19 protein-coding genes are annotated in these 21,136 nt (G+C 48.3%); all 19 read left to right on the forward strand.

Annotated elements, in window-relative coordinates:
* Window positions 1-40: 40 nt before the first annotated feature.
* A complete protein-coding gene (locus MHI37_RS00195; RefSeq protein ID WP_076338507.1) occupies window positions 41-691 on the forward strand; it encodes a 50S ribosomal protein L25 in 651 nt (216 codons plus the stop codon).
* 256 nt (window positions 692-947) lie between these two features.
* A complete protein-coding gene (pth, locus tag MHI37_RS00200) occupies window positions 948-1,508 on the forward strand; it encodes an aminoacyl-tRNA hydrolase (RefSeq protein WP_076338508.1) in 561 nt (186 codons plus the stop codon).
* A gap of 63 nt (window positions 1,509-1,571) precedes the next feature.
* The gene (locus MHI37_RS00205; protein WP_076338509.1) at window positions 1,572-1,802 is read left to right on the forward strand and encodes an anti-sigma-F factor Fin family protein; all 231 of its coding nucleotides are present in this window, start codon (window positions 1,572-1,574) and stop codon (window positions 1,800-1,802) included.
* Window positions 1,803-1,851: 49 nt separating this feature from the next.
* Entirely contained in the window at window positions 1,852-5,439 is a 3,588-nt protein-coding gene (gene mfd / locus MHI37_RS00210) for a transcription-repair coupling factor (protein WP_076338510.1), read from the forward strand.
* A gap of 71 nt (window positions 5,440-5,510) precedes the next feature.
* A complete protein-coding gene (locus MHI37_RS00215; protein WP_076338511.1) occupies window positions 5,511-6,590 on the forward strand; it encodes a peptidylprolyl isomerase in 1,080 nt (359 codons plus the stop codon).
* A gap of 469 nt (window positions 6,591-7,059) precedes the next feature.
* The gene (urtA, locus tag MHI37_RS00220; protein ID WP_076338512.1) at window positions 7,060-8,322 is read left to right on the forward strand and encodes an urea ABC transporter substrate-binding protein; all 1,263 of its coding nucleotides are present in this window, start codon (window positions 7,060-7,062) and stop codon (window positions 8,320-8,322) included.
* A 191-nt stretch (window positions 8,323-8,513) separates the two neighbouring features.
* Complete coding sequence (gene urtB / locus MHI37_RS00225) at window positions 8,514-9,419, forward strand: urea ABC transporter permease subunit UrtB (protein ID WP_076338513.1); 906 nt, start codon at window positions 8,514-8,516, stop codon at window positions 9,417-9,419.
* A gap of 21 nt (window positions 9,420-9,440) precedes the next feature.
* Window positions 9,441-10,523, forward strand: a complete 1,083-nt coding sequence (urtC, locus tag MHI37_RS00230; protein WP_076338514.1) for an urea ABC transporter permease subunit UrtC — start codon at window positions 9,441-9,443, stop codon at window positions 10,521-10,523.
* On the forward strand, window positions 10,495-11,271 hold the full coding sequence (gene urtD, locus MHI37_RS00235) for an urea ABC transporter ATP-binding protein UrtD (RefSeq protein ID WP_076338515.1): 777 nt from the start codon (window positions 10,495-10,497) through the stop codon (window positions 11,269-11,271). Before urtC ends, urtD begins: the two co-directional genes overlap by 29 nt.
* Window positions 11,249-11,944 carry an urea ABC transporter ATP-binding subunit UrtE gene (gene urtE / locus MHI37_RS00240; RefSeq protein ID WP_076338516.1) on the forward strand — a complete coding sequence of 232 codons (696 nt, stop codon included), beginning with the start codon at window positions 11,249-11,251 and terminating at the stop codon, window positions 11,942-11,944. Before urtD ends, urtE begins: the two co-directional genes overlap by 23 nt.
* 631 nt (window positions 11,945-12,575) lie before the next feature.
* Window positions 12,576-13,118, forward strand: coding sequence for a stage V sporulation protein T (gene spoVT, locus MHI37_RS00245; RefSeq protein WP_076338517.1), 543 nt, complete (start codon window positions 12,576-12,578; stop codon window positions 13,116-13,118).
* Between the two features lie 605 nt (window positions 13,119-13,723).
* On the forward strand, window positions 13,724-15,691 hold the full coding sequence (locus MHI37_RS00250) for an oligosaccharide flippase family protein (RefSeq protein ID WP_076338519.1): 1,968 nt from the start codon (window positions 13,724-13,726) through the stop codon (window positions 15,689-15,691).
* Window positions 15,692-16,637: 946 nt separating this feature from the next.
* Window positions 16,638-18,125, forward strand: coding sequence for a nucleoside triphosphate pyrophosphohydrolase (mazG, locus tag MHI37_RS00255; protein ID WP_076338520.1), 1,488 nt, complete (start codon window positions 16,638-16,640; stop codon window positions 18,123-18,125).
* Between the two features lie 187 nt (window positions 18,126-18,312).
* Complete coding sequence (locus MHI37_RS00260; protein ID WP_053373361.1) at window positions 18,313-18,585, forward strand: HU family DNA-binding protein; 273 nt, start codon at window positions 18,313-18,315, stop codon at window positions 18,583-18,585.
* A gap of 3 nt (window positions 18,586-18,588) precedes the next feature.
* Window positions 18,589-18,879, forward strand: coding sequence for an RNA-binding S4 domain-containing protein (locus tag MHI37_RS00265; RefSeq protein ID WP_076338521.1), 291 nt, complete (start codon window positions 18,589-18,591; stop codon window positions 18,877-18,879).
* 233 nt (window positions 18,880-19,112) lie between these two features.
* On the forward strand, window positions 19,113-19,400 hold the full coding sequence (yabP, locus tag MHI37_RS00270) for a sporulation protein YabP (protein WP_076338522.1): 288 nt from the start codon (window positions 19,113-19,115) through the stop codon (window positions 19,398-19,400).
* Window positions 19,397-20,005, forward strand: coding sequence for a spore cortex biosynthesis protein YabQ (gene yabQ, locus MHI37_RS00275; RefSeq protein WP_076338523.1), 609 nt, complete (start codon window positions 19,397-19,399; stop codon window positions 20,003-20,005). Before yabP ends, yabQ begins: the two co-directional genes overlap by 4 nt.
* A gap of 8 nt (window positions 20,006-20,013) precedes the next feature.
* Window positions 20,014-20,322 (forward strand): septum formation initiator family protein, encoded by a 309-nt coding sequence (locus tag MHI37_RS00280; RefSeq protein ID WP_076338524.1) that lies wholly within the window; start codon window positions 20,014-20,016, stop codon window positions 20,320-20,322.
* A gap of 149 nt (window positions 20,323-20,471) precedes the next feature.
* The gene (locus MHI37_RS00285) at window positions 20,472-20,993 is read left to right on the forward strand and encodes a S1 domain-containing RNA-binding protein (protein WP_076338525.1); all 522 of its coding nucleotides are present in this window, start codon (window positions 20,472-20,474) and stop codon (window positions 20,991-20,993) included.
* Window positions 20,994-21,136: the final 143 nt, after the last annotated feature.

Here is a 21,136-nt window from a genome sequence, read left to right on the forward strand (position 1 = left end):
GGTAAGTTATAGAAAATTAAAATATTAGGAGGCAATCCAAATGGCGATAGCTATGAATGCAGAACAACGTACGGGTACGACGAAGGGCGAGTTGCGCTTATTGCGGCTTCAAGGGAAAATCCCAGGCATAATCTATGGAAAGCAATTGAGTGATGCCGCTCAGGTAACGGTGGATGCCAAGGAGCTTCAATCGCTGCTGCGCTCGCATCCGAATGCGGTGCTTGAAATAAATATTCCATCACACGGAAAGACTTCCGTTATGATTTCCGAAATACAGCGCGATTCGCTAAATCGCAATGTGCTGCATGTTGATTTTCATCAAATCAATATGAATGAGAGTGTAAAGGCAAATGTTCGCATTCATGCTGATGGTGATTCGCAGGGGGTAAGAGAAGGCGGTGTGCTTCAAGTCATTATGCATGAGGTTGAGGTGCAGTGCTTGCCAGGCAGCATTCCTGATGTAGTGACCGTAGATATCTCATCCTTAGCGATGGGCGAGAGCATACTCATCAGCGATTTAAAGCTGCCTAATGGCGTAGAGCCAAGCGCGGATCCCGAGCAGGTTGTTCTTACCGTTCTTTCACCGCAGAAGGACCTTACGGAGGAAGAGGCAGAGGACGCAGCTGTGGAGCTTGCTGAGGCGGAGTCTCGTTCGAACGAAGCGAAGCTTGAAGGCGTAAAGAGCCTGTAACCCTTATATTTTGAAATATAGGAAGGTAGATCATTTCGCCATACCTTCTCTATATTTCTGGGAATGAAACGCGCTGGCGCCGCCAAAGGACGGCGACAGCCGTTTCACCTTGATATGCAGAAAAACTCCTACTACAGCGCCCTCCTCATGCAGGATGGCGTTGTTTTGCGGTTGCAACGCAGTCACTTGGCGACGCGAGCCGTTTACGCTTACAATAGATTGTGTTACATTTGACCGTAAAGGAGTGAATCGAGCAATGAGGTGGATTGCAGGACTAGGGAATCCCGGCACTGCTTATCAAGGCACCCGGCACAATGTCGGATTTATGGTTATTGATGAGCTGGCAAGACGTTGGGGTATCAATGTAAATCAAAATAAATGCAGAGCTTTAATCGGTGAGGGCAATGTACAGGGTACGAAGGTTGTCCTTATTAAACCGATGACATATATGAATTTATCCGGTGAATCGGTTAGATCTTTTCTTGACTATTTTAAAGCTGAGGTTCAGGATGGTCTAATCGTTTATGATGATCTGGATACGGAGATTGGAAAGCTGCGTCTTCGTTATCAAGGCAGTGCAGGTGGACATAACGGCATTAAGTCGCTGATTCAGCATTTGGGCACGCAGACGTTCGACCGTGTTCGGATGGGCATCTCTCGTCCGCAGCCGGGCATGAACATAGCTGATTACGTGCTCTCTACTTTCCCGAAGGGCGATCGTGAGAAGCTGGATGCCATGATAACAGACGCTTGTGATGCCATTGAGTTTAGGCTGAAGGCTCCATTTGAGGAAACGATGGCAAAGTTTAACCGATAATCTGTTAGATTACGTTAATGCGGGCATACTGAAGGGTATAACGACCCTTCAGGAGGCATACATATGGCTGTAAACTATATTTGTCGGCACTGCAAAACGTCTATTGGATCCCTTGACGGACCAGAAATAACGGAGCACCAGCTTGGTTTCCATTTCTTGACCCCTGAGGAGCGCAGCGATATAATAGCGTATGACCCAAATGGAGATGTAACGGTAAAAGTGGTTTGTGATTATTGCCGCGAGGCGATTGACGCGAACCCAGAGCTTCATTTGGTAGTTAATCCTCTTCAATGACGGAAATTGAATAGTATGAGCCTTAGCGGACGGCTGAGGCTTATTTTCAATGTACAGGGAGCGATCGTATCACTCTCCGATTGTGTATAGAAACGGGGTGTCGCAAACGTTGAAAGCGTTAATTAAAGCTTTTGCCGCGGATTCGGACGTTCAGTCCGTTATATCCGGTATTCGTAAAGGGATGCGGGAGCAGATGATATCTGGTCTTGCAGGCTCTTCCAGACAGGTACTGATTGCAGCGCTGCAGGAGGATGTAGAGCGTCCAATGCTCGTTGTGACGCATAATATGTTTTCTGCGCAGAAGATTGCAGAGGATCTGCAGGAATGTTTATTACCAGAGCAAGTATTATTATATCCCGCCAATGAGCTGGTCGCTGCGGAAGCTGCGATCTCGAGTCCCGAGACGCTTGCGCAGCGCATGGATGTGCTGATTAAGCTGTCCAAGGGCTATCGCGGGATTGTTGTCGTGCCTTTCTCAGGGGTGCGGCGGTATGTGCCTATCAAGAGTGTTGTAGCAGAGGCGCAAATTGAGGTGAACGTAGGCGATTCGATTCCAATCGATACTTTTCTGCGACAAATGACTGCACTGGGCTACACCCGAGCGGATCGCGTGGAGCTGCGCGGGGAGATGAGCGTTCGCGGCGGTATCGTTGACTTTTATCCGGTTATGGCTTCACAGGCCTATCGGATCGAATGGTTTGGGGATGATGTGGATTCCATACGCGCCTTTGATCCTGCGGATCAACGTTCCCAAGGTCGTTTGGAATCCTACGTTGTTCTTCCTTGTCAGGAGCTGATGGCGGATGGCCATCGTATGGAAATTGCGGCTAATCATGCCCAAGCGCTTCTTGAGAAGCAGCTCGACAAAATGACAGATCGTACAGCGAAGGATCGTCTCCGCTCAGAGCTCGGCGGAGAGCTTGAGCGTCTGCGTGAGCATGTTTATTTTCCGGAAATATATAAATATATATCGCTGCTCTATCCCGAGCGTGAAACGATACTCGACTATATGCCAAGCGATACGCTGCTTATACTAGACGAGCCAACACGTTTAATAGAGACGGCTAAGCAGCTCGAGCGGGATGAGACGGAGTGGTCGATGCACCTGCTGCAAAATGGCAAGTCGCTGCCAGATCTCACGTTAGCGCGCGATACCGATGAGATTCTTCATCAGCGTCCGTTTCCAACATTGTTTCTGTCCTTATTTCTAAGACAAATTCCGCATTCGCAGCCGCAAAATATTTTGAACATGACCAGCCGCTCTATGCAAAACTTTCATGGACAAATGAATTTGCTGAAAACAGAAATGGAACGGTGGCACAAGACGGGTGCGACCGTAATGATGCTTGCAGGCAATGCCGAGCGTATGGAGAGAATGCGCCGCGTGCTCGATGATTATAGTATTGAGACGCCGACCCTTCTGGAAGGCAATTTGCAGTCAGGCTTTGAGCTGCCATCCTCCCATCTCGTTATCATTACCGAGGGCGAAATGTTCTCACAGAAGCAGCGCAAAGCTCGCAGAATGGATAAAAAGGTCGATAATGCTGAACGCATTAAAAGCTACACCGAGCTTAAGGTTGGCGATCATGTTGTTCACCATAATCATGGTATTGGTAAATATATAGGCATAGGTACGCTTGAAATTGCAGGTATTCACAAAGACTATTTGCATATTTTATATGCTGGCGGGGATAAGCTGTCTGTTCCGATTGAACAGGTGGATATGATTCAGAAGTACGTCGGCAACGAGGATAAGGAGCCGAAGGTCAACAAGCTTGGCGGCAGTGAATGGACACGGGCGAAGAGTAAGGTAAAGGCATCTGTTCAGGATATCGCTGACGATTTAATCAAGCTGTATGCTGAGCGGCAGACTGCACCTGGCTATTCCTTTGGACAAGATACAACATACCAGAATGAGTTCGAGGCGATGTTCCCTTATGACGAGACGCGTGATCAGCTAAGAGCAATTGAGGAAATTAAGCGGGATATGGAAAAAACGCAGCCGATGGATCGCTTGCTTTGCGGCGACGTTGGTTATGGCAAAACAGAAGTAGCGATTCGTGCTGCCTTCAAATCCGCGATGGACAGCAAGCAGGTTGCGGTGCTTGTGCCGACAACTATTTTGGCCCAGCAGCATTATGAGACGTTCCGTGAGCGGTTTGCAGGTTATCCCATTAATGTTCAGGTGCTGAGCCGGTTCCGCTCGCGCAAGGAGCAGAACGAGACGATGAAGGGATTGAAGGCGGGTACTGTCGATGTCGTTATTGGTACGCACCGCTTGCTCTCGCAGGATATTATATTTAAATCGTTAGGGCTTCTGATTGTCGATGAGGAGCAGCGCTTTGGCGTATCCCATAAGGAAAAGCTGAAGAAGCTGAAAACCAATGTGGATGTGCTTACGTTGACAGCGACTCCGATTCCAAGAACGCTGCATATGTCGATGCTCGGCGTGCGGGACTTGTCAGTTATTGAGACTCCACCTGAGAATCGTTTTCCTGTGCAAACCTACGTGGTAGAGTACAGTCCGTCGCTTGTCCGAGAATCGATTGAGAGGGAGCTTGCGCGCGGTGGCCAAGTCTACTATTTGTACAATCGGGTGCAAGGGATCTATCAAATGGCAGAGCAAATCAATGCGCTCGTTCCAGGTGCTAGAGTTGCAGTCGGTCATGGCCAAATGTCGGAGCAGGAGCTGGAGAAGACGATTCTCGATTTCTTGGATGGAGAGTCTGACGTCTTAGTCAGCACCAGCATTATCGAGACCGGCGTTGATATTCCAAACGTGAATACGTTAATCGTACATGATGCGGATAAAATGGGTCTGTCACAGCTGTATCAGCTGCGCGGCCGTGTAGGGCGCTCGAATCGAATTGCTTACGCTTATTTTACGTATCAACGGGATAAAGTGCTTACAGAGGTGGCAGAGAAGCGTCTGCAATCGATCAAGGAATTTACGGAGCTTGGCTCGGGCTTCAAGATTGCGATGCGTGATTTATCGATTCGCGGAGCGGGCAATTTGCTCGGAGCGGAGCAGCATGGCTTCATAGCCTCTGTTGGCTTCGATATGTATTCGCAGATGCTGGCAGATGAGATTGCCAAGCGTAAGGCGGAAATGAGCGGTGAAGAGATTAAGGAAGAGAAGCCGGTTAGTACGCTGATTGATGTCAGCATAGATGCTTACTTGCCTTCCGATTATATTTATGACAGTATTCAAAAAATCGAAATTTATAAAAAAGTGGCCGCTATTCGCAATTTCGAGGAATCGGATGATGTGATCGATGAGCTAGTGGATCGTTTTGGCGATTTACCGCAGGCGGTAAGCAATTTGCTTACAGTAGCTAGATTGAAAGTATACGGCACGTTATATGGCATTGAGCAGATTAGCGGCAAGGGAGACGACCTGCTGCTTCGCTTTGCAGCCTCTCAGAAGAGCCGGATAGATCGGAAGAAGGTTGACCAGCTATGCCTAAAGCATGAGAATCGCTTTAAGCAGGGCAGCGACCAAGAGCCGAACCCGAGTATTTTACTTCGGGGCAAGGGCTTGAATATGGAGCAGAAAATTCATATGACCGAACAGTTTTTGCAGGCTTATAAGGATGCCCTCTCCATTACGGATGAATTGCAAAATGTATCGCCATAGACAATATTCGCTTTATATAACCCTTTTCTGATACAATATTAACAAGCTTATAAGATGAAAGGGGATTCAACATGTTACACAATTCACGCAAATCAGCATGGCGCAAAGGCGCACTGCTTATCGTGGCAGTCGTGCTAGTTCTGACTATGGCGGCATGCGGCGCGAAAAAGACAGAGATAGAGGTTGCAACGTATAAGGATGGTAGTGTAACGGAAACGGAATTCAACAAGTATTTGGATGTATTCACCATTATGCAGCCAACTTATGCGCAAATCATTGAAATTCCGCAATTTAAGGAGCAGTTGCTCCAGCAGTATATTTCTTACAAAGTTTTAGGCGGTCAAGCGTCTGCAGACACCGTTAAAACGGCCGAAGCAGATGTTAAAGAGCAAATGAAGCAATACAAAGAAGCGTTGAAGCAAAACTCAGATTTGAAAGCATCGGTAGATGCTGTGAAATTAAAAGATAAAGATATGGAAAACTTCTTGTTGCTGACTGCAAAGGTTTCTGCACACCTGAACTCGCAAGTAACAGAAGATGAAATGAAAACCGAATATGAAACAAACGGCATTAATTATGCAACGGTAACTGTACGTCATATTTTGGTAGCAACGCAAGAAACAGATGCAACTACACAAGAGCCGAAAGATATTCGCACGCTTGAAGAAGCTTTGGCTCGTGCTAAGGAAGTTCAAGGAAAGCTTGCGGCTGGCGGGGATTGGGCGGCTCTTGCTAAAGAATATTCCGACGATCCAGGATCGAAGGAAACTGGCGGTCTTTATGCAGACCAGAAGAACGGAAACTGGGTAGAGGCATTTAAACAAGCAGCCTACAAGCAAGAAATTGGCGTTGTTGGTGATCCGGTAGAGACTGAATATGGCTACCATGTCATTCTTGTTGAGAAACGCGACACACCAGCGTTCGCTGATCTTAGCGATGCGGACAAAGAAACAATTAAAGGCGTAATTGCAAACGAGAAAATGAACACGTTCATGACGGACGAGCTTCCGAAGCAAGAGATCGTAACCAAGCTTCCTCAACCAGAGGAAGAAGCTCCTGCAACTGATGATACTGAGGGCGACGCAACTGACAGCACTGAAGAACCGGCTGCAGATGAAACGCCAGCTACAGAAGCACCAGCTGCAAAATAAGTGTAAATACGAGTCTTTCAGACCCTTTAGCCACTTTGTGGTTAAAGGGTCTTTCTCTAGAAAATATTCAAAAATTAGCGGGCAAGTCGATCTTATTGTAGATATGCTTATCGCTAGAGCGGAAGAGAATAAATAGTTCTATAGCTTGATGTAAATCCATCTTGAGGCTGATGCCTTTGGATGGGTTTTTTTTGTGAAAACCGTGATGTTACTTGTCATATAAGTTTGAGTTAAAGCATAAAAACAAATGTTATACCCATTACGTGTTATATAACATAACATAAAATAGATTGAAACACCTTTAAAGCAACTGAAATCAGTCTTTAATCTAATTAAATGAAATTTTAATGTAAAGTATGTTGACATCCATATAATGGTCATTCTATAATGAAAGCACGAACATTGGCGATGTGAATTTATCAATCGTTCGGGAAATAGAGACAAATATAAAGAATCGGGGAGTGGGAAGATGAAAAAAAGGTCTTTTTATCAGTTTGGCTTGGCGCTTGTTGTATTAGCGATTGTATTGACGGGCTGTGGAGCTAACAACAAACCGACATCAACGAATGTGAAAACAGATACGGGAACAAATACAGGAGCAAGCACAGAGGGGGAAATTAAAGTAGGGATTTTGCATTCGCAGAGCGGCACGATGGCCATAAGCGAAGTATCCGTTATTGATTCGGAGATGATGGCTATTGATGAGATTAATGCAGCCGGCGGTGTGCTTGGCAAGAAAATCGTTCCTGTGCTTGAGGATGGCGCTTCCGACTGGCCAACCTTTGCGGAGAAAGCGCGCAAGCTGATCTCAGAGGATAAGGTTGCAACGGTATTCGGCGGTTGGACATCTGCAAGCCGGAAAGCAATGAAGCCAGTATTTGAGGAATTAAACGGATTGTTATGGTATCCGGTGCAATACGAGGGTTTGGAATCATCTCCTAATATTTTTTATACAGGTGCTACGACAAACCAACAAATTGTTCCTTCGGTTTCGTGGCTGCTTGAAAACCGCGGCAAAAAGTTCTTCTTGCTCGGATCTGATTACGTGTTTCCTCGCACAGCAAACCTCGTCATTAAAGAGCAGTTGAAGGCTGAGGGTGGTGAATTGGTAGGCGAAGAATATACACCGCTTGGGCATACCGATTACAGCACATTAATCAGCAAAATTAAAGCAGCTAAGCCGGACATTGTATATAACACATTGAACGGGGACAGCAACGTAGCGTTCTTCAAGCAGTTGAAGGATGCCGGCATTACAGCCAAAGATATGACGACATTATCTGTATCCGTCGCGGAGGAAGAAATACGCGGTATCGGCGTGGATGTGCTCGAAGGACATTTAGCATCATGGAACTACTACCAAACGACAGATACACCAACAAACAAAACCTTCGTTGAGAACTACAAAAAGAAATACGGAGACGAGCGCGTTACTGCCGATCCAATCGAGGCTGGTTATACGGCGGTTTACTTATGGGCAGCAGCTGTTGAGAAGGCAGGCTCTACGGAAGTAGACAAAGTGAAGGAAGCAGCGAAAGAGCTGGAGTGGGATGCACCAGAGGGCAAAGTGAAAATTGATGGCGAAACGCAGCATATTTATAAGACGGTTCGTATTGGTGAGGTGCAGTCTGACGGTCAATTCAAAGAGCTGTGGAATTCGGGCGAAGCAGTTAAGCCAGATCCATACCTGAAGGGCTATGCTTGGGCAGCAAGTATCCAGCCAACGGAATAATTCATAGGCAAGTGATACTCTAATACGCAGTAAGACATGGGGGAGTATTCGATCGATTCGAATGCTTCCCTTTCTTAAAATATAGAGAAAGTATATCCTTTCGCCATACTTTCTCTATATTTCTCGGAATGAAACGCGCTGGCGCCACCAAAGAAAGGCGACAACCGTTTCACCTTGAAAGGAGTGGTCATATGGAATTGTTCCTGCTTCAGCTATTCAATGGTTTAAGTATCAGCTCTATTCTGCTTTTGGTTGCATTAGGACTTGCGATTACATTTGGCTTAATGAAGGTTATTAATATGGCGCATGGCGAGCTTATTATGATCGGAGCCTACGCTACTTATTTGACACAAAATCTATTTCATGATTATTTGCCAAAATCGATGTTCGACTGGTATTTCGTGCTCGCTGTTCCGGTAAGCTTTGCGATTGCTTTTATATTCGGCCTAATTCTTGAAATGTCCTTGATTCGTTTCTTATACGGTCGACCGCTCGACAGCTTGCTTGCTACCTGGGGTGTTGGTCTGGTGCTGCAGCAGCTTGCAAGATCAATATTCGGCGCACCGAATGTTGCGGTTACAAGTCCTGCTTGGCTAAATGGCGGACTTAAAATTATGGATGGAACCTTGCTTCCCTATAAACGGATCTTTATTATTGCGCTTGTTATTGCCTGCTTAGTAGCTATGTACTTCTATATTTATCGCAGCCATGAAGGAAGACGAATGCGCGCGGTTATGCAAAATCGTGATATGGCGGCATGTCTTGGTGTCTCAACGAGGCGGGTGGATGCGATGACCTTCGCTATAGGCTCGGGTATAGCCGGTATTGCAGGCTGTGCGTTGACCCTTCTAGGGCCGATCGGACCTTCACTTGGAACTTATTATATCGTTGATGCTTTTATGGTCGTCGTACTGGGCGGCGTAGGCAAGCTTGTAGGAACGGTGCTTGGCGCTACAGGTATAGGCATGTTCAACACCTTGTTTGAATATTGGACGAATGCCTCGCTTGGCAAGGTACTGGTGTTTGTTTGTATCGTTGCTTTTCTGCAATGGAAGCCAATGGGGCTCGTTGCCATGCGTTCGCGGTCGCTTGACTAGGATAAGAAAGGTGTGACGCTCATGCGATTGCAAAAATTTACCCCTCAGCGAATATGGATCTTGATTGGTTATGCGGCTGCGGCTGCTGCGCTGTTCTCTGCGCCGCTCTTTGTAAGTGATTTTCGGCTCAATTTACTGGCGAAATTTCTGGCCTTTGCCATAGTGGCGCTGGGGCTTGATCTGATATGGGGCTTTACCGGCATCTTGAGCCTTGGTCATGGCATTTTCTTCGGGCTTGGCGCCTATGCCATGGCGATGTATTTAAAGCTGGAGGCAAGCGGTGGAAAGCCGCCGGATTTCATGGGCTGGAGCGGCCTGAAGGAGCTTCCGCTATTTTGGCAGCCGTTCCAAAGCTTCTGGTTTGCGGTTGCTATGGGTATTGCGATACCTGCACTGCTCGCGCTCATACTCGGCTATGTCACGTTCCGCAATCGGATACGAGGTGTGTATTTTACCATTTTGACACAGGCGCTCGTCATTATTACAACCACTCTGCTCATTGGCCAGCAAGCCTTTACGGGGGGAACGAATGGGATTACTGGATATTCAACCGTTCTTGGCTTCTCCATAGGTTCTCCGGAGACGAAGCGTGTGCTTTATTACATTACAGTAGCTGCGCTAATTGGCATATTCGTATTTTGCCGCTTTGTTATCGGCAGCCGCTTCGGCAAGGTGCTTCGCGCTATCCGTGATGGTGAGAATCGTGTGCGATTTATTGGGTATAACCCGGCTATTTATCAAATGGTCATCTTCACGATATCGGCAGGCATTGCTGGCATAGCAGGGATGCTGTTCGTTCTGCATGTCGGCATCATATCGCCATCTATGCTGGGCATCGTGCCATCGATTGAGATGGTGCTGTGGGTTGCGATTGGAGGTCGTGGAACGCTTGTCGGTGCGGCGCTTGGCGCAATTCTGATGAACTGGGCGAAAAGTGAGTTCAGTACGGCGTATCCACAAGGATGGCTCTTCTTTATGGGCTTGCTGTTTGTAGTTGTTGTCGTATTTATGCCTAAGGGTATTGCCGGATTGGTTAGTCAAATCAAATTCCGCAAAAAAAGGAGTGAACCGAAGCATGAAGGAGTCCGAAATCCTGCTGTGTGACGATGTTACGGTTGAATTCGATGGGTTCAAGGCGGTTCAGGGCATGAATTTGAAGCTGGAGAAGGGTGAGCTTCGTTTTCTAATCGGACCAAATGGTGCTGGCAAAACGACAATGCTTGATGTGATTTGCGGGAAGGTTCGTCCGACGACAGGGCAGGTTACCTTCCGCGGCAAGGTGGATATAACAAAAAAGAAGGAACATCAAATTGCTGAGCTCGGTATTGGCCGCAAGTTTCAAGCCCCCTCCATATTTCCGTCTATGACTGTGTCCGAAAACTTAGAAATTGCGATGCGCCAGAAGCGCTCTGTGTTTGCGACGCTGTTTGCTAAGCTGGCTGAGGAGGAGCGCTCAAAAATTGATGGGCAGCTGACGATGATTGGCTTGCAGAAGAAAGCGCAGAATCGTGCAGGCGGCTTGTCACACGGCGAGAAGCAATGGCTTGAGATTGGCATGATGCTGCTTCAGGAGCCGGAAATTCTGCTGCTGGATGAGCCGGTTGCTGGGATGACGGATAAGGAGACGGATAAGACGGGGGAGCTGCTTCATCAAATAGCTAGCAGGCGTGCAGTTGTCGTTGTGGAGCATGATATGGAGTTTGTTCGTAATTTTGCGAGTTTGGTTACCGTCATGCATGAAGGAAAATTGCTGAAGGAAGGCTCGATGGATGAGGTTCAGCGAGATGATCGCGTAGCGGAAGTGTATTTGGGGAAAAGGCGGGATGCCGATGTTAGCCGTTCAACAGCTTGAGGCGGGTTATGGCGAGAGTATTATTTTGCGAGACGTATCGCTTAAGGTCAGGCAGGGGCAGGTTGTATGCTTATTAGGGCGCAATGGTGTCGGCAAGACAACACTGATGAAAAGCATTATGGGGCTCTTGAAGGCGCGTGAGGGGATGGTTTCCTACAATGGCTCCGATCTGACGAGGAAGGCGCCAGGTCAAAGAGCAAAACGCGGCATTGGCTACGTGCCGCAGGGACGAGAAATATTCGCCCAGCTATCTGTCTACGAAAACCTGCTGCTTGGTCTTGAGGCTTCCCGAACGAAGCTGACTGCCGTTCCTGATGAGGCGATTGCTAAATTCCCTGTGCTCAAGGCGATGTACACACGCCGCGGCGGTGATCTGAGTGGGGGGCAGCAGCAGCAGCTGGCATTTGCGAGGGCGCTTGCCTCAAAGCCGGAGGTGCTGCTGCTGGATGAGCCATGCGAGGGGATACAGCCCTCCATCGTAGATGATATTAGGGACGTTATTCGCTCCATTAAGGCTGATGGCAAGACGGCTATATTGCTTGTGGAACAAAGCTTGGATTTTGTGAAAAGTGTTGGAGATTATTTCTACGTGCTCGAGAAGGGCGCCATTGCGTGGGAGGGCGGCTTGGAGTCGCTTGATGATGAGGTCATTCGCAAATATTTGACGGTATAGTGATATAAATATAAATAAACGAGTGAAAGCACCCTCTCTTCAGTAAGAAGAGGGTGCTTTTGCTATGCTTGTGTGCTTGGCAGCTTTATTCTTTACGAAGAGGAAACGACAACGTGGTCCTTGTCTAAGGACAGATGTTTCTCGCAAAAATATAGACGGCGTATCCATATGAAACTTATACTTTCTTACATTTTGAAAAAATCAATGGTGCATTGACGAAAATGAATGGCGGCCTGGGATAAATAATGCTTTTTGTTCTAGGCGATCCCAAATGTACGCTTACAAAGCGGATCAATCAAAATCAAAAAGCAAACGCAGCCTAAGGGCTAACCAAGGAACGGTTAGCCCTGTTAAAGGGGTTATAGGATTTTTATGAAATATGTAGGAATAATGACCCGCTGAAAAGGGATGATAAGGAAGTGAAGACACCCATACGCGTCGATTTCTCGGCAGCAGTTGTACAAGAAGATGGAACATTTGGCTGGAGTTGTCATCCGTGTATAAGAATTTGGGAGCAGATGAATACTATGGTCAGATTCAAAATCTTTTGAAGGATGTTTCTTCTTCGTTATAAACGAAATGCAAAAATCCAGTCGATTCAAAATCCTCTAGGAAAGCGGGGCAACAAGAAATGAAAGCAACTGGAATTGTACGTCGCATCGATGATCTCGGGCGTGTGGTGATTCCGAAGGAGATCCGCCGTACACTGCGTATTCGCGAGGGTGACCCTCTAGAAATATTTGTAGACCGTGATGGCGAAGTTATTTTGAAAAAATATTCTCCTATCGGTGAGCTGGGCGATTTCGCCAAAGAGTATGCGGAGTCGTTATTTGAGGGTACGAATCACGTGACTTTAATTACGGACCGCGATAACATTATCGCTGTCGCAGGAGCGTCTAAGAAAGAGCTGTTGGACAAGCAGGTCGGGGCAGTTCTTGAGAGCTGTATGGAAAATCGCAAAACGCAGGCAGAGGCGAATGGAGGCGCGTTCGAGATTGTGAAGGATACGCAGGAAACGTACAGCTCCTTCGTCATTGCGCCTATTATTGCAGGTGGCGATCCTATCGGTACGGTGGTGCTGCTGAGCAAGGATGAGTCTGTGAAGATGTCTACGATGGAAACGAAGATGGCCGAAACGGCAGCAGGATTTCTAGCTAAGCAAATGGAGCAATAAATTGCATATGCGCAAGAAAAGGGCAATGCAGCGAGCAATGAAAAAGGCAATGAAAAGGAAAACGAATAAAGAAAATGACAGCTTCCTTGATCGAGAGCAATCTCGATTGGGGAGGCTTTTTTTTCGGGAGATAGAGAAGTATGGATTCTCGAAACCTGTTGAGAACGATGCTGCGCCAGCAGCCGGAAAGGGGATAACGAAAGCTAACGGAAATCAGAGACGCTAAAGTTCGATTTTTGGTTAGCGTCACATTCTAACGGAACAGGGAGACGCTATTTCTTAAAAATGAACCGAAATCGGGCATGTAGGGCACAAATAGAGGCTCCTGTTTCCGTTACAATTTTGAAACGAACAATAAAGACGATTTAGCGTCGGTGGTTTCCGTTAGAAGTGTGAGCTGACGCGTCTGCGATTTCCAATTACCCGTCAGGGTAATTTTGTTCAAATATAGGAAAGTATAAGTTTCATATTTGTACTCCGCCTATATTTTTCGAGAAACTTCTTGTCCTTAGACAAGGATGACGTAATCGTTTCTTCTTAAGTTTTGTGTTTGTGAGGTATAATAGATACCAAAATCAACCGAGAAATAGGCAGGAGTGTGGGGAATGAACCGCAAGCCGGGGGAGCGAGGGCATACAGCGGTAGAGCTAGAGTCGGCAAGCGGCAGCAAATCTGGCATAGCTGGAACGATAGATGTAGAAAATGAGCTTGGAGCTAAGCCGAGGGGGCTGACAGCTGAAGGAAGAACAAAGGTTGGGCGAAGCTCTAAGAGGCTTTTGATGAATGGCGTTGTCCTAATGGCTGGTGCAGCGTTGTTGTCCAAGCTCATTGGCGTATTTCAAAAAATTCCTTTGCAAAATTTGGCGGGAGATCGGGTATTTGGCATATATAACGCTGTTTATCCGTTTTATCAGCTGGCGGCCTCATTGGCTACTGCGGGCTTGCCAACTGCTGTAGCATTGCTAATTGCTGAGAGACTCCGCAAAGGCAATGATGCTGAGGGCGTAAGGCGAACGTTATATGCAGCGCTGCTGCTGCTTGGGATAACGGGCATCATCGCTTTTTCTTTTATGTGGGCTGGTGCGGATCATGTTGCGAGTTGGATTGGGGATTCGGAAACGGCGGGTGCTATCCGATCTGTTTCGTTTGCGCTGCTGCTAGCCCCGTTCGTTGCCGCGCTGCGCGGGTACATGCAGGGACTTGGAAACATGGGACTCTCAGCGTCCTCGCAGGTCGTGGAGCAATTGATACGTGTAGGCGTTATGCTTCTTGTGCTTGGATTAAGCTGGTCAGCGGGCTGGAAAGATGCCTCTGTAGCTTCTGGGGTCATGAGCGGCTCGGCGTTTGGCGGGGCAGCCGCATTGCTGCTTCTCGCCGGCTACTCCTGGCGCAGCCGCAATCGGGAACGGCTCTCCTATAAGGCGGGTGCTATACGAGCGGAGATCAAAAAGCTTGCGGTCATCGCGCTGCCGGTCGCACTTGGCGCCGTTGTCGTACCCGTTCTTGGTGTGGTGGATGCGTTCACTGTTCCAAGGCTGCTGCAAGCTAGCGGAGCCTCTGAGGTAGACGCAATGGCGATGTTCGGAGTGTACAGCCGAGCGCAGCCGCTTGTGCAATTGGTCGTTATGGTCGCTGGCGCAGCCGCAGCAGCGCTTGTTCCGGGTCTGGCGCTTGCTCGGATGCGAGGCGCTTACGGGCAGCTGCGCATGCAGCTCTCGCTTGCTGAACGAGCGGCATGGGCAATCGGAGCGGCAGCGGCTATCGGCTTAGCGCTGCTCGCAGAGCCCTTAAACATTATGCTGTATACCGACAGCAAAGGTACGCTTGCCTTTGCCTTGATTGGCTGTACCGCACTTGCGGGCAGTGTTAATGCGGTAACGGCGCCAGTGCTGCAAAGCCTTGGTGCTGTAAGGATTCCAGCTGTGCTGCTGCTTGTTGCAGCGCTTCTGAAGGGTGTAATCAACGCTGCGCTTGTTCCAGCTTACGGAATAGAAGGTGCCGCTGCTGCGGGCATCATTGCCTTAAGCGCGGCGGCTATGCTCGGCACCGTTGCGGTACGCTTCAAAGCCGCCGCAGAAGGTGCGTCGCTTGCGGGGAGCTGGAGCGGCGAGGTGGCGGCGGAGCGAGGTAGTTTGCGAGCGGAAAGAGAGGCGGAGCGGCGGAGCGTAGGGGCGAGCGGGAGCAGGCATGCTGGCGATAGTGAGCAAGCGGATGGAGCGGCTGAGCGCGGGAGCGAAGTGGCGAGCGGTAGTCCGCTTGCGCCGCGGCGGAGACGATGGCCCGCGTTCCATCGCGCGGCCGCAGGCACGGGCTTCGCGCTCGCGATCATGGCGGCGGCGCTCTTTGTCGCCGAGCGAGCGCTGAGCGCCGCGCTTGGCGGGCTGCCGCCTAGGGCGGCAGCAGCTGCGCTTGCGCTGACGTGCGTTGCCGTCGGCGCTTGCGCCTTCGGCGCCGCGGCTTTGCGCGGCGGCGCTGTAAGCGCGCGCGAATTGCGCGCGCTGCCGGGCGGCGGCGTACTGGCCGCCCGCTTGCGGCGCTGGCGGCTTATTCCGCCAGCGAAGGACGAGAGCTAACCGGATGACCTCGGTTAGCTCTCGTCACAGCAGCATAGCTCATATGCTGTGGCTGATGCTTATTGTGCCGAGTTAACTCCATAGATTTGACAGAATTAAGCGGATAATCAGCTTGATTCCACTAACCTTAATCAGCGTTTTGAAGACTATTGAATCTTCTTGCTATAGTGAATAATAATTCGTAATATTGCATATCGATTTTCCATGAGTTTTCGAGACATGAAACGGTTGACCTCTGCTGAGAGACCGCGTAGCTCGCAACCCCTTCTCTCAGAGATGCTTGCTTATGCCCCTTGGGCAAGCAATAAAAAGTAATGTACTTAGTGCAACAGAAAGCATAAGATCCAGTGATTTCCGTGGCTGCATTGCACAAAATACAGTGGTTTTATCCAATTTCGGCCTATTTAACGTGCAATCGGGCAATTCTATTGCAGAAAGTACAGCGAACGATTATTGAAATTTTTTTATAGTCTGCTTGATTGCATAAAGTGCAATGTATGTGTCACGAATAGGCCATGCCAACCACATTTCATCATTTTAGGTCGAGAGGCAAGGCTCTATCCGACATACGGAGCTATCCTGATGCATTTTTATTCATTATTATTCAAAGTTCTGCAACCCATCACGTTTCAGAAGGCGGTCTGCAGGGTTAAGCTGTAATAAGGCTCAGTTTGTGCTGCAGGTGGAACGTTTGTTTACGCAAATAAAGTAATATTTTTGGGCGGCGATATTGAAATTATGGTTGAATTGGTTCATGATTACTTTCTGTGGTTGGTGAGCTAGTCTGGCTACTTTAGACTAGATAGAGGGATTTTCTCTATTTTTGGGGATTGATGTCTATAGCAGCCACAGCCAGACGCATCCTGACTCTAAGCGCATGCGCCATGTCTGCCAAATCAAGCAATGCCTATAAAACAGATGAACTTTTTTAGGAGGCTTACTAAGCATGTCTATCCCGCAAATTACAGTCGTTGGACTTGGTTCGGGTGATCCTGATCAATTGACGCTAGGTGTTTGGCGCAGACTGCAGGCTGCGGAGCGTGTGTTTGTTCGCACTGCGCAGCATCCTGCGATGTCTATGCTCAATGAGAATGGAATTGCCTACACTTCCTTCGATACGCTATATGAGCAGCATGACTCTTTCCCTGATGTCTACAAAGCGATCGCGGAAACGTTAATAGCTGAGGCCGCAAGCCAAAGCTCCAGCTCGCTAATCTATGCTGTGCCGGGTCACCCGATGGTGGCTGAACGTACCGTCCAGCTGCTTCGCGAGCAATGCCAGGAAGCGGGCATTGAGCTGCAAATTGTCGGCGGAGAAAGCTTCCTTGATCAAGCCTTTGTCAGTCTTGGCATCGATCCAATTGAGGGTTTTGCGCTGCTCGATGCGGCAGAGCTGCAGCCATCGCTCCTACAGCCGCAGTTGCATACGTTGATTGGACAAGTGTATGATGCATTCACAGCCTCTGATGTGAAGCTTGCGCTTATGGAGCGTTATCCCGATGATTACGAAGTCGTTGTAGGCCATTCGCTAGGCGTTGCTTCTGATCAGCAGATTATACGTGTTCCGCTGTACGAGCTTGATCGTACGCCAGGCTATAGCAATCTATCGTTGATTTGGGTGCCGCGCTCGGATGATGCCGCGCTGCGCAACCGTTCCTTTGAGCGGCTGCATGAGATTGTTTCGATATTGCGCAGTCCCGAGGGCTGTCCGTGGGATCGTGAGCAGACGCATCAGTCTATTCGCAAAAATTTCATCGAAGAGCTCTATGAGGCGCTAGAGGCGATCGACAATGATGATCCTGACGGCATGCAAGAAGAATTTGGGGATGTTATCCTCCAAGTGATGCTGCATAGCCAGATGGAAGAAGAGACGGGCGCATTTTCTGTTTATGATGTGATACAATCACTAAACGAGAAACTTATTTTCCGCCATCCGCATGTATTTGGAGAGCTGGATGCTGCCGGCAATTCGGAAGAGGCGCTAGGCAACTGGGAGCAGCAGAAGGCAGAGGAGAAGCGGCTGAAAGGGACCGATGCCAATCGCCAATCGGTACTGGACGGCATACCGCCAGATTTGCCAGCACTTATGAAAGCTTATAAGCTGCAGAAAAAAGCGGCTAAGGTAGGCTTTGACTGGGATGAGCTTGGCCCAGTGCTGGATAAGATCGAGGAGGAGCTTGCAGAGCTGCGTGAAGCGGTAGCGTCACAATCTGCAGAGGAGCAAGCCGCGGAGCTTGGGGATTTACTGTTTGCGGTCGTCAATGCCTCTCGCTTCATCCATGCCGATCCTGAGGAGGCGCTTTCGCGTACGAACAAAAAATTCCGCAGTAGATTCGCGTATATTGAGGAACAGCTTCGTATAAGCGGCAAGCAATTTGACCAAACTGATTTAACAGAAATGGATCGTTGGTGGGAAGAGGCTAAACGTCAATAATCAGGGCTGTTTCGTCATGAATCGCCTTATTTCTGCACCAAACGCAAAATTATTTCGAAGTAGCGGCAGGATTTATTTGCTAGAAGGCAGAATAAGTATTCTTCGTGAGAGTAAGTACTTAGAGTCAAGGCGGCGCCGCAAGCGTCGACCACAAAAAATAATGGTAAAGACATAGGAGGATTTTATAATGAACAAAACAGATCTAATCAACAACATTGCAGAAAAAAGCGGTTTGACTAAACGTGACGTAGAAGCAGTACTTAACGGCTTCTTGGGCGAAGTAACAGATGCACTTGCTGGTGGAGATAAAGTACAATTGATCGGCTTCGGTACTTTCGAAACTCGTAAACGTGCTGGACGCACTGGACGCAACCCGCAAACAGGCGCTCCAATCGAAATTTCGGAAGCAAAAGTTCCTGCATTCAAAGCAGGCAACAAGTTGAAAGAAGCTATCCAATAATCTATGAGATTAGATAAATTTCTTAAGGTATCACGACTGATCAAACGCCGTACCGTTGCGAAGGATGTATCCGAGCAAGGGCGCGTATGGATCAACGGCCGCGAAGCGAAAGCAAGCAGCGCCGTAAAGGTCGGTGATGAGCTCCAAATCCAATACGGTCAAAAAATCGTAACCGTACGCGTTGAGCGAATTGCGGAGACGACCCGTAAGGATGAAGCCGGAGAGCTGTATACCTTGGTGAAAGAAGAACAACGCCAGCGCGAGAACACGCTCGACTGGGAACAACAGCAATAACAACAGGGCTGTCTACAAGGATCATACTTGTAGGCAGTCTTTTTTTTGTGTCTGGAAGTGAAAGAAGTAGGTTCTAATTCTCCGCTATGCCCCATAAGCTAGTCTTAACCTATAAGAAGATTAAGCCTCGTGCTTATGCCTTCTTATATTTGAACGCGAAACGTATGCTGCGCCGCCATAGGGTGGCGGTGGCCGCTACGCCTAGACATGCTAATGAAGCGGAGGACGAGTCTATGGTTGACCAGGGCAAGGGGCAGAAGCATCAAGAAGTGAAAATGCTGAATCGCAAGCTGCTGGAGCTTACCGGCGTAGTGAACGTAGAGAGCTTCGACAGCGAGGAGTTTTTACTGGAGACAGAGCTTGGCTACTTGGCGGTTAAGGGCCAAAATTTGCATATGAAGCATCTTAGCCTCGAACAAGGTTTGGTATCTATCGAGGGGCTCGTCCATTCGCTCGCCTATATGGATGGGAGCAATACCTCTGCAAAATCAAAAGGGTTGTTTGGGAAGCTGTTTAAGTGACGCTTAGTATGCAATGGTTGACGATGGCAGCCATGCTGTTATCCGGACTTGGCATGGGAATCGTATTCGACGGCTATCGCGTCGTATCGAATGAGCTCAAGTTCCCGCGCTGGTGGCTGCCGGTGCTTGACGTTATCTATTGGATGGCGGCGGCACTAGTCGTCTTTCGGGTGCTGTACGCTAGCAATAATGGCGAGGTGCGGGCGTACGTTTTTATCGGACTAGCTATCGGTATCGTAATCTATTATTTTGTTTTAAGCAGAGTGGTCATTGTCATCGTAAAATGGATCATAGGAGCGGTGCGGAAGCTCATTTTGATTTTGTTGAAATGTGTGGAAATTTTAGTGATAAAGCCGATATTGCTGCTCTATAAGCTAGTCATGCTCATCTTTGCATTTGGGTCTGCGTTCACTATTTTCGTCTTGAAAATTGTGTTACAATTGGTTCGTCCATTTTGGAAGTTATTTGTTTGGATGGTGCGACCTGCTGTACGGCCTTTGTGGCGCTGGCTGTCGTCTTACATAACCAAATGGCAAATAACGGGCAAAATACAAAGATTTGGACTAATAATTGCTCGCTTTTGGAGTAAATGGTTTAGGAGGTAACACCGCTAATGGCAGCAGCAGCTATAAATAAAACTTCGGGGAATGCGGGCACAAAACGCCGGTTCAAACTGTGGATGATGTTCATCGTGCTATTTATGGGTTGGGCGGGGTATACGCTTTTTGGCCAAATGCAACAGAAAAACATCACGGGCGATAAGCTGGCTTTGATTCAAGAAAAGCTAGATGTTTCAGCCAAGGAGACTGCTGAGCTTAAACGTCAAATTGAACGATTAAACGACCCAGAATATATCGAACAGCTAGCAACAAAAGAGCAAGGGATGGTAAAGAACGGCGAGCAACAAATTTTTAGTGACTAAAATAGGGCGCGAAATCGGGTGAACGTCTGTTGACCTGACTTGAACGGTTCGGTTATAATCACGTTAATAGCGTTTTCGCAAAACTTTTAGCATATGCTTATGAATTCAGTTTTGCTTCGCATAACTTTTAGGGAGGAACATTTTATTTTATGGCAATTGAAGTGGGCGCTAAGTTAGAAGGAAAAGTGACAGGCATTACGCATTTTGGGGCATTTGTCGACTTGTCGGGAGGTGTCACGGGTCTTGTTCACATTTCGGAAATTGCTGATAATTACGTCAAAGACGTGAAGGATCACCTGAAAATCGACGATGTCGTGAAAGTTAAAGTGATCAACGTGGACAAAGACGGAAAGATCGGACTTTCCATTAAGCAAGCCATTGACCGGCCAGAGGGCCAACCAGCGCCACAACAACGCGAGCGTCATAGCGGAGGCAGCGGTGGAAGCACTGGCGGCGGTAGTGGTGGTGGTGGCGAACGTTTCAACCGCGGTGGTGGCGGTGGTGGTGGCGGACGTCCCTTCAACAAGCAATCGGCTGGCAGACCGGCATACGGTAAACCGTCATTCGAGGATAAAGTGTCACGTTTCCTGAAAGACAGCGAAGAGCGCATCTCCTCTTTGAAGAAGAATACGGAGGGCAAACGCGGCGGACGCGGTGCCAAGCGAGTATAAGCTGAATCGTCATAACCTTATATAAGGAGCAGAACCTACCCGGTTCTGCTCCTTTTTTGCATTTCTTGCGACGCTAACCTGACACTCTGACCTACCGCCTGCTGTCGAAGAAGGACGCTAAGCCTACGAAATGCTGATGAATG

This window comes from Paenibacillus sp. FSL H8-0548 (assembly GCF_038630985.1).
Lineage (GTDB): Bacteria > Bacillota > Bacilli > Paenibacillales > Paenibacillaceae > Pristimantibacillus.